Raw genomic sequence first — 13,647 nt, 5'->3', positions numbered from 1 at the left:
GGGGATCCCCGGCCACCCGTGGAGCCGGGCGCGGCTCAGCGGCAGAAGGGCTTCCTGCCCATGGCCGACTCGATCCCGCCGAGGACGAGCCGCTGGAACTGGGGTGCCCCGGCGAAGGTCGAGCCGTCGTCGGTGAACGCCTTGGCGTCGTGCCCGAGCGTGGTCAGCCAGGCCCGGCCGCCGTCGTAGTAGTGGCACCAGGCGATCGGATGCGACGAACCGTGCCCGGGGTGCCCCAGGCCGCCCTCGGTGCCGCGCTCCATCGTCCGCTCGTCCACGGTGGCGAGGATCCGCACGCGCGACGGGAAGGGGACCAGGTTGTACCACTCGTCGCTGAACGCCCAGCGTGCGGGCAGGCCGGCGGTGGAGGCGTCCCTGCGGTTCAGGGTCTGGACGGTGCCGGGCTGGGCGGGGCCGTGGTCGTAGAAGTTGGCGCCGCCCAGGAGCCCCTCGTACCAGGGCCAGTTGTATTCGGTGCCGAACGCGTTGTGGATGCCGACGAAGCCGCCGCCGCCCCGGACGTACTGGCGCAGCGCCGTCTGCGCCGCGTCGTCGAGGGTGTCGCGCGTGGTGCTGAGGAAGACCACGGCGTTGTAGCCGAGGAGCCGCCCGGCCGAGGAGAGCTGGGTGACGTCCTCGGTCCAGTCGACGGCGAAGCCGTTGTCCTTGCCCATCTTCACCAGGGCGCTCTGGGCCGCGTTGGCCGCGCTCAGCGGGGGATTGAGGCCGGCGGCGAGCGCGGGCCCGAGGTTGGCGTGGCGCGGTCCGGCGGTACGGCTGTACACCAGGACCTTGTAGCCCTCGGCGGGATCGAAGTTGCCCCAGTCGTGGTAGCAGCGGGGATCGGTGCCCCGGCAGACGCCGTACTCGGGGTCGCCCAGCTCCTGGGCGCCGCGCTTCTCGGGCTTGGCCTGGGGGCTTCCGGCCGCGGCGGGCAGCCCTCCGGCCAGCGTGCCCGCGACCAGGACGGCCGCGGTGCCGATCGCCGACACCATCGCGGTGACCAGATGGGACGAGGGTCTCCTCATGACGCAGGTTCCTTCCTCACATGCTCGCTCCGAGGTCCATCTAGTGGTCTGGATGAACCGTTCAGAGGTTGCATGACGATCTCACGCCGATGCCCGGACAACAAGGGGCGCCGTCGAAAGGTGGCCTTGATGGTGCCGGGTTCGTTCGCATCGGGGGGTTGTCAGCCCTTCGGATCCCGGCTTACCGTGTCGTCCGTTCAGCGGACTGAGTCATCCGTCTAGTGGACCATCAGCCGGACCGGCGGGTTGGAGAGCAGCATGAGACGACGGAACTTTCTGACCGGGGCCGCCATCGCGGGCGGCACCGCCGCCTTCACACCCTTCCGCGCGCCGGCGCACGCCGACACCGGCTCGACGATGGCGCTTCCCGTCCCCGGGCAGCCCCGCGGGCTGGAACCGGCCGGCGGCGACTTCCCCAAGGTCGGCGGGAACCTGGGCAACCAGAACCACTCGTCGCTGCGGCGCGTCACCAGGCGCAACGTCAAGCGGCTCGGCGGCGCCTGGCACGTCAACCTGGAGGGCGGCGCCACCGACGGGCGCGCGCAGCAGAGCACCGTCGTCGCCCAGGACGGCGTCCTGTACGTCCAGACCGCGCAGCAGAACCTCTTCGCCGTGGACGGCCGGACGGGCGAGATCAAGTGGAAGACCAGCGTCGGCTCCGAGCGCACCAACATGCGCGGCGTCGGCCTCGGCGGCGGCCTGGTGTACACCACCTCCGGCTCCAACATCGTCTACGCGCTGGACCAGAAGACCGGCGGCGTGGTCTGGCAGCGCGAACTGCTCGTCCCCGGCGAGGGCGACCCGGGCTGCGACCCGCAGAACGGCCAGTGCGGCGGCAACCGCGGCGGCCTGGCCGGCGCCGTCGTCTACCACGACGGGCTGATCTACATCGGCACCGAGGGCAGCACCGCCGGGGCCCGCGGCCGCGGCTACGCGCTGAACGCCCGCACCGGCGAGGTCGCGTGGACCTTCTGGGGGCCGCCCGGACCCGGCGAGTACGGCAACGACACCTGGGAGGGCGAGAGCTGGAAGACCGGCGGCGCGGTCTGCTGGATGCACCCGGCCGTCGACCCCGAACTCGACCTGGTCTACTGGACGTTCGGCAACCCCTACCCGCGCACCAACGGCTCGACCCGCGGCGGCCTGAACCTCTTCTCCAACTGCCTGGTCGCGATCGACGCCAAGACGGGCGAGCGCCGCTGGCACTTCCAGTCGGTGCACCACGACATCTGGGACTACGACAACGTCATGGCGCCCGTGCTGATCGACCTGCGGATCGGGCACCGCACCCGCAAGGTCGTCGTGTACGGCAGCAAGACCGGGATGTACTACATCCTCGACCGCGCCACCGGGAAGCCCGTCCACGGCATGACCGAGCGGCCCGTACCGCAGGACGCGCGGCAGAAGACCTGGCCCACCCAGCCGTTCCCGGGCGGAAGACCGTTCGTCCCCCTGGCCCCCAGCCACCGCGACACGACCAGGCCGGTGCCGCACTACCCCACGGGCCCGATCTACACCCCGTTCTGGGACGACGCCACGATCCTGTACCCGGGGGCCGGCGGCGGCGCGGACTGGTCGCACATCTCCTTCAGCCCGCACACCGGTCTCCTGTACGTCGGCTACGGACTGATCAACTCCTCCTACTCCAACACCAACGGGGGCCGCGTCAACACGGCCCGGCCGCTGGGGGAGTACTTCTCCGGCGGGATCGTCGCGGTCGACCCCCGCACCAACCGTCCCGTCTGGCGCCGGGAGGGCGACTGGTCGCTCGCCCACGGCAACGGCATCCTCAGCACCGCCGGCCGGGTGATGTTCCAGGGCGGCCCAGACGGAGTGCTGCACGCGATGGACGACATCGACGGCCGCAAGCTGTGGAGCTGGCAGTGCGGAGCGGGCGTGCACACCAGCCCGGTCACCTACGAGATCGACGGCGAGCAGTACATCGCCGTCCTGGCCGGTGGAAACGGCCTGCCCTACCCCGACATCCCCAAGGGCGACCACCTCTGGGCGTTCAAACTGGACGGGAAGGTGGCCCCGGCGCCCACGCCGACCCCGCCGTCCAAGCGCAACCAGATCCGCACCGCGCCGGTCGCGGGCAGCGCCGTGGGCGACACCGTCACCCTCGGCCGCGTGTGGGACGCCGGTGCCGGAGCCCCGGGCGGCACCGAGAACATCGTCGCGCAGAACGCCATGTCGCCCCAGCACCTGACCGTGCCGGTGGGGACGAAGGTCACCTTCGTGAACCCGGAGGGCAACGCGCACAGCCACGGCGCGGCCTCGTTCTTCGAGCGCGTCTTCGACACCGGCCGGCTCAGCCCCGGCCGGTCGTACTCCCACACCTTCACCAAGGCGGGTGAGTACTTCTACAACGACCCGGTCTTCCCGCAGAGCACGGGGAAGATCGTCGTCCAGTGAGCCTCCGGGGGACCGCCCCGGACCGAGAGGAAAGAGGAACCGGCATGACCGACACCTGGATCACGCCCGACTACCAGATCGTGGAGACCTCGCTGGAGGTCACGGCGTACCTCACGGCCGAGGACTGAGGGAGCGCTGAACGAACGATGAAGACGGCACCCTGGCCGCCCGGCCGGCTCGAAGACCGGCTCCGGACGCTCGCCGAGGAGCGGTACCACCACCGGCACCCGTTCAACGTGCGCATGCACGAGGGGCTGCTGTCGGCGGAGGAGCTGCGCCGGTGGATCCTCAACCGGTTCCACTACCAGCGGCATATTCCGATCAAGGACGCGCTGATCCTGGCCAAGCTCGATGACCGGGAGTTGCGGCGGTCGTGGATCCGGCGGATCCACGACCACGACGGGCGTCCCGAGGAGGAGGGCTCCGGCGGGATCGAGCGGTGGCTGCGGCTGGGGGAGGCCGTCGGCCTCGACAGAGCGCTTCTGCTCTCTGGGGAAGGAGTGCTTCCCGGCGTGCGATTCGCGGTGGACGGCTACGTCAACTTCTGCCGCAACGGCTCCCCGCTGGAGGCGGTGGCGTCGTCGCTGACCGAGCTGTTCGCGCCCGACCTGATGGTCACCCGGATCGCCGCCTGGGAGCGCCACTACCCGTGGATCGAGCCCGAGGGGCTGTGCTACTTCCAGGTACGGGTCGGGCAGGGCCGCCGCGACTCGGAGGAGGCGCTCGACCTCGTCCACGCCTGGGCGCGGACGCGGGCCGACCAGGAGCGGGTGCTGGCCGCGTTCACCTTCAAGTGCGACGTCCTCTGGACGCTCCTCGACGCGGTCGACAACGCCATGATCCACCGTGTGGAGACCCTCGATGTCCGCTGAACCCTGGCGGCCCGTCCTGGACCGGTCCGTCATGCTGCGGTACGACCGCGTCCGCGACGCCGACCTGCTCCTCATGCCCGAGCGCGCGGTCCGGCTGACCGGTGCGGGCGGCCGGATCCTGCGGCTGTGCGACGGCCGCCGCACGGTCGCCGACGTCATCGCCGAGCTGTCCGCCGCGTTCCCGGACGCGCCGCTCGACGACGAGGTGCCCGCGTTCCTGGAACGCGTCCGCGAGGAGGGCTGGCTGCGATGACCGAGGTGCCCGCGCCATGGGCGCTGCTCGCGGAGGTCACCCACGCCTGCCCGCTGCACTGCCCGTACTGCTCCAACCCCCTCGATCTGGTCCGCACCAGCGCCGAGCTGTCCGCCGCCGACTGGGCCCGCGTCTTCACCCAGGCCGCCGACCTGGGCATCGTCCAGGCCCACATCTCCGGCGGCGAGCCGCTGCTGCGCCGCGACCTGACCGGCATCGTGGCCTCCGCGCACGAGGCCGGCATCTACACCCAGCTGGTCACCAGCGGCCTCGGCCTCACCACCGAGCGCCTGGACGAACTCGCCCGGGCCGGGATCAACAGCGTCCAGCTCTCCCTCCAGGACGCCCGCCGTCCCGGCTCCGACCTCATCGCCGGACGCGACTCCTACACCGCCAAGGAAGCCGCGGCCGGAGTGATCCGCGCCGCCGGCCTGCCGTTCGGGCTCAACGTCGTCCTGCACCGCCGCAACCTCGGCAACCTGCCCGAGATCCTGGAACTGGGCGCGGCCTGGGGCGCCGACCGGATCGAACTGGCCAACACCCAGTTCCACGGCTGGGCCCTGCGCAACCGTGCCGCGCTGCTCCCCGCCCGCGACCAGCTCGACCGCGCCAAGGTCACCGTCGCCGCATGGCGCGAACGCCACCGGCGACCCGAACTGGTCTGGGTCATGCCCGACTACTACGAAGGCGTCCCCAAACCCTGCATGGGCGGCTGGGGCGCCCGCTCCATCACCGTCGGCCCCGACGGCACCGCGCTGCCCTGCCCCGCCGCGTACGCGATCCCGGACCTGGACCCGCCGAACGTGCGCGACAAGTCCCTCGCCTGGATCTGGGAGCGGTCGGCGGCGTTCAACGCCTACCGCGGCACCGGCTGGATGAGCGGGCCGTGCGCCGAATGCCCCCGCCGCGAGACCGACTTCGGCGGCTGCCGCTGCCAGGCCCACGCCCTGACCGGCGACGCCGCCCGCACCGACCCCGCCTGCTCCCTGTCCCCGGACCACCACCTCGTCCGCGACACGGCCGCCGCCGCGGAACAGGAGCCCGCCCCCGCGTTCGTCTACCGGCGCCCGGGCTGACCAGCGTGGACGAAGCTCCCGGAAACCCAACGTCCAGGCCGGTCACATCGGCTGAACACTCGCGTAATACGTTGGGACGCCGAACGCTGTCGCGGCTGGAGAGACGAGGCGCATGCACCCTCCTGACATCGGTTTCAGGCCGACCATCGGTGACGCGATCAAGCGTGCGGCCCGCGAGTTCGGGGACACCGACTACCTGGTGTCACTGGAGGAGCGGTACACCTACGCCGAGGCCGACCGGCTGTCCGCGGCGATCGCCCGACGCATGCTGGCGCGCGGCATCGGCAAGGGCACCCGCGTGGGGCTGTTCTTCACCTACGGAGGCGAGTGGCTGCTGACCTGGCTGGCCGCGAGCCGCATCGGCGCGCTCGTCATGCCCTTCAGCACGTTCTACACCCCGCGCGAGCTCCGCACGGCCCTGCGCATCGGCGACGTCGACGTGCTCATCGTCCCGGAAAGGGTGCTGGAGGTCGACGTCCCCGCGTTCCTGCCGGAGGCGCTGCCGTCCCTCGCCGACCACGGGACCGGGCCGTTGCGCCTGCCCGAGGCGCCGTACCTCCGCCGGATCTGGACGACGCAGCCGGTGGAGCGGCCCTGGGCGACCCACTTCGACCTGTTCGCCGACCCGCGCGCCGATGACGCCGACGCCCGGTTGCTGGCCGCCGTCGAGGACCAGGTGTTCCCCGCCGACCCGGCGGTGGTCGTCTACACCTCGGGGACGACCGCCGAGCCGAAAGGCGTGGTGCTCACGCACGGCACCATCATGCGGCAGACCACCATCATGGCGGGCCACCAGCGGGCGTGGGCGGGCGAACTGCCGCCCAAGTTCCTCACCACGATGCCGTTCTTCTGGGTGGGCGGGATCCTCTCGGTGGCGGGCGCGCTGCACGCGCCGGTCACGGTGCTGTGCCTGCCCCGTCCCCGGCCGGCCGAGGCCATGGAACTGATCGAGCGCGAGCGCGGGACAGCAGTGGTCGGGTTCCCCACGTTCGTCCAGGAACTGCGGGCGCACCCCGACTTCCCGGAACGCGACCTGTCCTCGGCGCGGATGCTGCTCGAAGGGCCCGCGGACCTCTCGATGACCAGCGTGCCGGGTGAGACGCCGACCCACCGCAGCCTCAGCGAGTCGGGCGGCTCGTTCTTCTCCACCGACGTCAGGATCATCGACCCGGCCACCGGCCTGCCCGTCCCGCGCGGCACGGAGGGCGAGCTGCTGATCCGCGGCCCCGGGGCCATGGAGGGCTACCTGAAGCGGGAACGCTGGGAGGTCTTCGACGCCGACGGCTGGTACCACACCGGCGACCGCGTCTTCCAGTCCGAGGACGAGGGCGACGCCCGGCTGTTCTTCGCCGGCCGCACCACCGAACTGATCAAGTCGGCGGGCGCCAACGTCTCGCCCAAGGAGGTCGAGGCGGTGCTGGACGAGTTCGACGAGATCCGGCACTCCCTCGTGATCGGCCTGGACGACCCCGACCGCGGCCAGGTCGTCGCCGCAGTGGTCGTACCGAAGGACCCGAAGACCTGGGACACCGGGGCCATGAGGACCAAGGCCCGCGAAGCGCTGTCCAGCTACAAGGTCCCCCGCCGCTGGTTCATCGCCGACGACTCCCGGCTCCCGCTGCTCCCCTCGGGCAAACCCGACCGCCGCCGCCTCGCCGCCCTGATCCGCGAAGGAACCACCTTCACCGAAGCCCCCTGACGACGGCCGCCGCCCACACCCCCGCCGCCACCGCCACGGTCGCGGCGCCACCGGCGATGAACCCGGCCGCCGGACGCGAAGCGGCCAGCACCGGCAACACCAGCGTCCCCACGGTGCCGGCCGCGCGCAGCACGGTTTGGTCCAGCGCCATCCAGGCCAGCCGCTCATCACGCCCGAACCGGGCCAGGTGGGTGCGCAGCCCGATCGCGCAGAACGGGCCGACCGCCCCCGCCAGTAGCGACAGGCCCACGATCCACCCCACCGACCCCACCGCGCCGGTCGCGGTCATCACCACACCCTGGGCGATCCACGCCAGGCAGTACGCCGCCGGGACGGTCGAGGCGGCCCGCAGGTTGCCGGCCACCAGGTTCGCCGCCACCGCGCCCACCCCGGTCGCCGTGATCGCCGCGGCGTATGCGCCCGCCCCCTCGCCGCCGCGCAGCGCCAGCAGCGCCGGGAGCACCAACGCCACCCCCAGCAGCATCTGCCCCGCCCCGTGCAGGCCGACCATGCATCCCGTCAGCGGATATGCCGCCACCAGGCGCCGCGCCCGCGGCCGCCCGGGTGCATCCGACGTCCCCCGGTCACCGGCGGGCCGCGGACTCGCGCGAGCGCGGCGGGACAAGAGCGTCAGCGCGGCCGCCGACACCCCGAACGTGGACGCGTCCACGACGTACAGCGCGACCTCAGGCACGACCAGAAGCAGCAGCCCGGCCGCGCCCGGTCCGGCGATGCGGGCGATCCGGGCGACCAGATCCATCAGCCCCGTCACCTCCTGCACCTGATCGGCACGCACCAGATCGGGCACCAGCGCGCCCAGGTTCGGGTCGAACAGCGCCCCCAGCGCCCCCAGCAGCCCGGCCACCACCAGCAGCGCGACGAGGCTCGCGCCGTGCACCGCCCACACCGCCGGCAGCGCACCCACGACCACCGTCCGCGCCGCGTCCAGGGCGGCCAGCCGTCCCAGCGAGGCGAACCGGACCAGCAGGCGGCGACCGGCCGTCCCGATCACGACGTAGGGCACCGACTCCGCGACCGCGACCAGGCCCATCAGTGCCGCCGAGCCGGTGGTCTCCCACACCAGCCACATCACGACCAGCGCGTACATCCGGTCGCCGAGCACGCTCAGTGACTGCGCCAGCCACAGCACGAGGATCCGGCGATCCCCCAGCAACCGCAGATACCCCACCGGTCTCCTCCCGGCCGCCTGCGAACAGCGGGTCGAGGCCGAACCTGCCGGACGAGTGGTCCGCCGCCTCGGCGGCGGATCCCTTCCATTTTCGGACCTTTTTCAGGGCCCTTTCTCGCAGGCCGTAGGAAGGCCCGCCAAGGCGCGCGAAGTGATCATCGTGATTTACCGCTGCGCGGCGGAACGTGATTTCCGGCGACGCGGTGACGGGCCTCCGCCGCGGCCATATTCGGTCGTTTGTGAGGGAGCGACGCGCCTTCCCTGTGCGGATATTTAGGGATACGTTCCTAGATCATCCGAACTCCGAGGAGCCGATCGTGCGTTTTCACGTTCGCCGGGGTGTGTTCCGTGCCGCCACCGCGGTCACGGCCATCGCCCTGCCACTCTCCCTCGCCGCGCCCGCCACGGCCGATCCCGGTGCCGGCGCCCAGCAGAGAGCGCTCAACTCGATCAAGGTTCCGAACGCCAAACGGCATCTGCAGGCGTTCCAGGCCATCGCCGCCGCCAACGGCGGGAGCCGGGCCTCGGGAACGCCCGGCTACGCGGCCTCGCGTGACTACGTCGCGGGCCTGCTGAAGAAGGCTGGGTACAACGTCACGGTCCAGCCGTTCGCGTTCCCGTTCTTCCGGGAGAACTCCACCGCGGTGCTGAACCAGACCTCGCCGGAGGCCAGGACCTACGCCCCCACGCCGCCCGACGGCAGCTCGGTGGGCGACTTCGCCACCATGACCTACTCCGGGTCCGGGGACGTCACCGCGACGGTGCAGGCCGTCGACCTCACCCTGCCGCCGTCGCCGGCGCCGAGCTCCACCAGCGGGTGCGAGGCCGCCGACTTCGCGGGCTTCACCGCGGGCAACATCGCCCTCGTCCAGCGCGGGACGTGCGACTTCGAGGTCAAGGCCCTCAACGCCCAGGCCGCCGGCGCGAGCGGCGTCATCGTCTTCAACGAGGGGCAGCCCGGCCGCACCGCCACCCTGCAGGGGACGCTGAACAAGCCCGGCGTCACCATCCCCACGGTGGGCACCAGCTTCGCCGTCGGCGAGGACCTCGCCTCCCCGGCCGGGACGGTCGTGCGGCTGCGCACCGAGACCGAGAGCGAGACCCGCACCACCTGGAACGTCCTGGCCGAGTCCAAGAAGGGCGACCCGAGCAAGGTCGTCATGGGCGGCGCCCACCTCGACAGCGTCCTGTCCGGGCCGGGGATCAACGACAACGGCTCCGGCAGCGCCGCGCTGCTGGAGGTGGCCGTCCAGCTGGGCCAGCTGCCGCCGCGCAACAAGCTGCGCTTCGCCTGGTGGGGCGCCGAGGAGCTGGGACTGCTCGGCTCGGAGCACTACGTGGCGAACCTGCCCGCCGCCGAGCAGGCGAAGATCGCCCTCTACCTGAACTACGACATGGTCGCCTCGCCCAACTTCGCGTACAAGATCTACGACGGTGACGACTCCGACGCGACCGGCGCGCCCGCCGGGCCGCCCGGATCGGACGAGATCGAGAAGACCTTCGAGAAGTACTTCGACACCCTGAAGCTCGGCCACGTCGGCACCGACTTCGACGGGCGCTCCGACTACGGCCCGTTCATCGCGGTCGGCATCCCCTCCGGCGGCCTGTTCACCGGCGCGGAGGGCGTCAAGACCCCGCAGGAGGCCGCCCTGTTCGGCGGCACCGCGGGCCAGCCGTACGACCCGTGCTACCACCAGGGCTGCGACACGATCACCAACATCAGCGACACCGCCCTGAAGGTCAACCTGGGCGCCATCGCCCACTCGGCCCTCACCTACGCCTACAGCAAGGACCTCCCCGGCCCGGCCACCCGGCCCGCGGCCGCCGGGACGGCGAAGGCGTCCGCCGACCACCACGACGGAAGCCTCACCAGGTAACCCGAGGACGCACCTCCGGAGGCCCCGATCCATCGCCCGGATCGGGGCCTCTGGGCGCTTGACCTTAGAGTCGGGTCAAAGGTTTACGGTCGAGGCGTGAACACGATGCGGATCTCCCAGCTCGCCGAACGTACCGGTGTCCCGGCCAGCACGCTGCGGTTCTACGACGCGGCGGGGCTGCTGCCCGCCGGGCGCAGCCCGGCCGGCTACCGGCTCTATGGCGAGGACGCCGCCGAGCGCCTGGCGTTCATCGGCGCGGCCAAGCACCTCGGGCTGCCGCTGGAGGAGATCGCCGAGCTGCTGGCGGTGCGGGAGTCGGGCGCCTGCATGGACGTGAAGGCCGATCTGCGGCCCAGGATCGCCGCGCGGATCGCCGAGGCGGAGGGGCGTGCGGCGGAGCTGGCCGCGTTCACCGGCACACTGCACCGCGCGCTGGAGCACCTGGACGCGTTGCCGGACCGCAGCACCCCCTGCGATCCGCACTGCGCCTTCCTCGAGCCCGACCCCGTACCGACCGAACGGTGGCGCACCGCCCCGGTGGCCTGCTCGCTGCCCGGCGACGGTGTCACCGAGCGGGCCGGGCAGTGGCGCCGACTGCTGTCGGGGGCCGGACGCGAGGAGATCGACGGCGGTGTGCGCCTGGTCCTGCCCGCCGAACGGACCGCCGACATCGCCGCGCTGGCCGCCGCCGAGCAGCGGTGCTGCCCCTTCTTCGACTTCCGCCTGCATCTGGACGGCCCGGTGCTGCGTCTGGAGGTCCGGGCCCCGGACGAAGGCGCCGGCCTGCTCGCCGATCTGTTCGCCCCGGCGGTGTGACCGCTCTTGTCCACCATGGAACGCCACCAGGTCGCCGTCTACGTGGGGGCCCTGGCGGCCGGGGGCCTGGTGGGCCGGGCCGCCCCCGCTGCGGGGCCCTGGCTCGAGCACGCCATCAACCCGGTGCTGGCGGCACTGCTGTACGTGACGTTCTTGCAGGTCCCCGCCGCCGATCTGGCCCGGTCGCTGCGCGCGGGCCGGTTCCTGGCCGCCGCCCTGGTGGTGAACTTCGCGGTCGTCCCGCTGGTCGTGGCCGCGATGTTCGGGTTCCTGCCCGGTGATCAGGCCGTCCGGCTGGGCGTGCTGCTGGTGCTCCTGACGCCGTGCGTCGACTACGTGATCGTCTTTTCGGGGCTGGCCGGCGGCGACAACCGGCGACTGCTGGCCGCGACCCCGCTGCTGCTGCTCGTCCAGATGATCCTGCTGCCGGGGTTCCTGTTCGTGTTCATGGGGCCGGGGCTGGCCGAGGTGGTGGACGCCCGCCCGTTCGTCGAGGCGTTCCTGACGCTGATCGTCGTCCCGCTCGCGCTGGCCTGGCTCACCCAGGCATGGGCGGCCCGCCGGCCGGCCGGGCGGCGGGCCGCGGACGCGGCGGGCACGGCCATGGTGCCGCTGATGGCGGCCACCCTGGCCACGGTGGTCGCCTCCCAGGTGCCCGAACTGGGCGGCGACCTGGCCGCCGTGGCCCGCGTCGTGCCGTTCTACGTGGCCTTCCTGGTGGTGATGGCCTTCGCCGGTCTCGGCGTCGCCCGCCTGTTCCGCCTGGACGTGCCCGCCGGCCGGGCCATCGTGTTCACCGGTGCCACCCGCAACTCCCTGGTCGTCCTCCCCCTGGCCCTGGCCCTGCCCGACACGCTGGCCGTCGCCGCGGTGGTGGTGGTCGCCCAGACCCTGGTGGAGGTGATCGGCATGGTGGTCTACATCCGGGCGGTGCCGCGGCTGCTGCCGACGCCGGCTACGGGGCCGCGATCGAGATCGACTTGATGTCGAGGTAGCCCTCGATGCCCTCGCGGCCGAGTTCGCGGCCGTAGCCGCTGGCCTTCACACCGCCGAAGGGCGCGGCCGGGTCCATCGAGTACCCCTGGTTCACGCCGAAGGTGCCGGCGCGCACCCGGGCGGCCACGCCGAGGCCGCGCTCGGTGTCGGCCGTGAACACCGCGCCGGCCAGGCCGTACTCGGTGTCGTCGGCGATGCGGACGGCCTCGTCCTCGTCGCGGTAGGGCAGCACCGCGATCACCGGGCCGAAGATCTCCTCGCGGGCGATGGTCATCGAGGGGTCGACGCCGCTGAACACGGTGGGCCGCACGTACCAGCCGCGCTCGACGCCCTCGGGCAGGCCCGTGCCGCCGGTGACGAGCCGGGCGCCCTCGCGCACGCCGATGTCGATGTACTCTCGCACGCGCCGCTGCTGGCGTTCGGCCACGAGCGGGCCCATCTCGGTCCGCGGGTCGGTCGGATCGCCGACCTTGAGGGCCGACAGCGTCGCCGCGAGGGCGTCGGCGTGCTCGTCGACGCGGTTCGCCGGTACGAGCACGCGCGTGAGGGCGTTGCAGATCTGCCCGGCCATGCCCATGCCCGAGAAGCGGACGGCCGTCGCCACCGCCGCCGGGTCGGCGTCCTCCAGCGCGATGGCCGCCGACTTCCCGCCGAGTTCGAGGCCGACCCTGGTGAGGTTGGCGGCGCACGCCGCCGCCACCTGCCGGCCGGCCGCCGTCGAGCCGGTGAAGGAGACCTTGTCGACGCCGGGGTGGGCGACGAGGTGCGCGCTCACGTCGCGGTCGGCGGGGATGACGCTCACCACGCCCGGCGGCAGGCCGGCCTGCTCGAACAGGCCGGCCAGGAACAGCGCGTCGAGCGGCGACTCCGGTGCCGGTTTGAGCACGACGGTGCAGCCCGCGAGCAGCGCCGGGACGATCTTGGTCACCGTGAGGAACTGCGGCATGTTCCACGGGATCACCGCGGCGACGACGCCGACGGGCTCCCTGCGCAGGACGATGTCCTGCCCGTACACGCCGGGCCGCTTCTCCTGCCACGGGTAGCCGTCGGCGATGTCGGCGATCGCGCTCATCATCGACCAGGGCAGGGCGACCTGCGCCCGTTCGGCGAAGGAGATGGGGGCGCCCAGCTCGGCGGTGATGAGCGCGGCCAGCTCGTCGCGGCGCTCGCCGTAGAGCGCGGCCAGCCGGCGGATCACCGCGACCCGCTCGGCCGGATCGGTACGCGGCCACGGCCCCTCGTCGAACGCCCGCCGGGCCGCGGCGACGGCGCGGTCGACGTCCGCGGTGCCCGCCGCGGCGGCGCGGCCGATCGGCTCCTCGGTGTGCGGGGAGATCACCTCGATGTGCCGGCCGCTCTCCGGGGTGATCCACTCGCCCCCGATGAACAGGTCTTTCCACTCGTTCATGAACGCTCCCTCGTCGGC

General features: G+C 72.4%; 12 protein-coding genes. 9 read left to right on the top strand and 3 right to left on the bottom strand.

Annotated elements, in window-relative coordinates:
* Nucleotides 1–35: 35 nt before the first annotated feature.
* On the bottom strand, nt 36–1,028 hold the full coding sequence (locus ACFPZN_RS09360) for a ThuA domain-containing protein (protein ID WP_378281434.1): 993 nt from the start codon (nt 1,026–1,028) through the stop codon (nt 36–38).
* Nucleotides 1,029–1,286: 258 nt separating this feature from the next.
* On the opposite strand from ACFPZN_RS09360, the gene ACFPZN_RS09355 reads away from it, so the two are divergent.
* The 6 genes from ACFPZN_RS09355 (at nt 1,287) to ACFPZN_RS09330 (ending at nt 7,343) form a co-directional block, all read left to right on the top strand.
* A complete protein-coding gene (locus ACFPZN_RS09355) occupies nt 1,287–3,443 on the top strand; it encodes an outer membrane protein assembly factor BamB family protein (protein ID WP_378281433.1) in 2,157 nt (718 codons plus the stop codon).
* Nucleotides 3,440–3,571: a pyrroloquinoline quinone precursor peptide PqqA gene (pqqA, locus tag ACFPZN_RS09350; RefSeq protein ID WP_378281432.1), complete on the top strand. Its 132-nt coding sequence runs from the start codon at nt 3,440–3,442 to the stop codon at nt 3,569–3,571. The genes ACFPZN_RS09355 and pqqA overlap by 4 nt, the downstream gene beginning before the upstream one ends.
* Nucleotides 3,572–3,589: 18 nt before the next feature.
* Complete coding sequence (gene pqqC / locus ACFPZN_RS09345) at nt 3,590–4,315, top strand: pyrroloquinoline-quinone synthase PqqC (RefSeq protein WP_378281431.1); 726 nt, start codon at nt 3,590–3,592, stop codon at nt 4,313–4,315.
* Complete coding sequence (gene pqqD, locus ACFPZN_RS09340; protein WP_378281430.1) at nt 4,305–4,568, top strand: pyrroloquinoline quinone biosynthesis peptide chaperone PqqD; 264 nt, start codon at nt 4,305–4,307, stop codon at nt 4,566–4,568. The genes pqqC and pqqD overlap by 11 nt, the downstream gene beginning before the upstream one ends.
* Nucleotides 4,565–5,644: a pyrroloquinoline quinone biosynthesis protein PqqE gene (gene pqqE / locus ACFPZN_RS09335; RefSeq protein WP_378281429.1), complete on the top strand. Its 1,080-nt coding sequence runs from the start codon at nt 4,565–4,567 to the stop codon at nt 5,642–5,644. Before pqqD ends, pqqE begins: the two co-directional genes overlap by 4 nt.
* 112 nt (nt 5,645–5,756) lie before the next feature.
* Nucleotides 5,757–7,343: a class I adenylate-forming enzyme family protein gene (locus tag ACFPZN_RS09330; protein WP_378281428.1), complete on the top strand. Its 1,587-nt coding sequence runs from the start codon at nt 5,757–5,759 to the stop codon at nt 7,341–7,343.
* On the opposite strand, the gene ACFPZN_RS09325 is transcribed toward ACFPZN_RS09330, so the two are convergent.
* A complete protein-coding gene (locus tag ACFPZN_RS09325) occupies nt 7,327–8,532 on the bottom strand; it encodes an MFS transporter (protein ID WP_378281427.1) in 1,206 nt (401 codons plus the stop codon). The two genes, ACFPZN_RS09330 and ACFPZN_RS09325, sit on opposite strands and share 17 nt — an antisense overlap.
* 317 nt (nt 8,533–8,849) lie before the next feature.
* Here ACFPZN_RS09325 and ACFPZN_RS09320 point away from each other — a divergent pair, with 317 nt between their 5' ends.
* From ACFPZN_RS09320 to ACFPZN_RS09310, 3 genes are all read left to right on the top strand, one after another.
* Nucleotides 8,850–10,409, top strand: coding sequence for a M28 family metallopeptidase (locus ACFPZN_RS09320; protein ID WP_378281426.1), 1,560 nt, complete (start codon nt 8,850–8,852; stop codon nt 10,407–10,409).
* A 105-nt stretch (nt 10,410–10,514) separates the two neighbouring features.
* Nucleotides 10,515–11,225, top strand: coding sequence for a MerR family transcriptional regulator (locus ACFPZN_RS09315; protein WP_378281499.1), 711 nt, complete (start codon nt 10,515–10,517; stop codon nt 11,223–11,225).
* A 15-nt stretch (nt 11,226–11,240) separates the two neighbouring features.
* A complete protein-coding gene (locus tag ACFPZN_RS09310) occupies nt 11,241–12,209 on the top strand; it encodes an arsenic resistance protein (protein WP_378281425.1) in 969 nt (322 codons plus the stop codon).
* On the opposite strand, the gene ACFPZN_RS09305 is transcribed toward ACFPZN_RS09310, so the two are convergent.
* Nucleotides 12,181–13,629 carry an aldehyde dehydrogenase gene (locus ACFPZN_RS09305; RefSeq protein ID WP_378281424.1) on the bottom strand — a complete coding sequence of 483 codons (1,449 nt, stop codon included), beginning with the start codon at nt 13,627–13,629 and terminating at the stop codon, nt 12,181–12,183. The genes ACFPZN_RS09310 and ACFPZN_RS09305 overlap by 29 nt on opposite strands.
* Between the last annotated feature and the right edge of the window lie 18 nt (nt 13,630–13,647).

Source organism: Actinomadura rugatobispora (assembly GCF_042656285.1).
Taxonomy (GTDB): domain Bacteria; phylum Actinomycetota; class Actinomycetes; order Streptosporangiales; family Streptosporangiaceae; genus Spirillospora; species Spirillospora rugatobispora.
The sequence above is the reverse complement of the archived record's forward strand: the minus strand, read 5'-3'. Positions and strand labels throughout refer to the sequence as shown.

Coding starts and splice junctions, on each gene's coding strand:
- ACFPZN_RS09360 (WP_378281434.1), bottom strand. CDS start 1,028: ATGAGGAGACCCTCGTCCCATCTGGTCACCGCGATGGTGTCGGCGATC.
- ACFPZN_RS09355 (WP_378281433.1), top strand. CDS start 1,287: ATGAGACGACGGAACTTTCTGACCGGGGCCGCCATCGCGGGCGGCACC.
- pqqC (WP_378281431.1), top strand. CDS start 3,590: ATGAAGACGGCACCCTGGCCGCCCGGCCGGCTCGAAGACCGGCTCCGG.
- pqqD (WP_378281430.1), top strand. CDS start 4,305: ATGTCCGCTGAACCCTGGCGGCCCGTCCTGGACCGGTCCGTCATGCTG.
- pqqE (WP_378281429.1), top strand. CDS start 4,565: ATGACCGAGGTGCCCGCGCCATGGGCGCTGCTCGCGGAGGTCACCCAC.
- ACFPZN_RS09330 (WP_378281428.1), top strand. CDS start 5,757: ATGCACCCTCCTGACATCGGTTTCAGGCCGACCATCGGTGACGCGATC.
- ACFPZN_RS09315 (WP_378281499.1), top strand. CDS start 10,515: ATGCGGATCTCCCAGCTCGCCGAACGTACCGGTGTCCCGGCCAGCACG.
- ACFPZN_RS09310 (WP_378281425.1), top strand. CDS start 11,241: ATGGAACGCCACCAGGTCGCCGTCTACGTGGGGGCCCTGGCGGCCGGG.
- ACFPZN_RS09305 (WP_378281424.1), bottom strand. CDS start 13,629: ATGAACGAGTGGAAAGACCTGTTCATCGGGGGCGAGTGGATCACCCCG.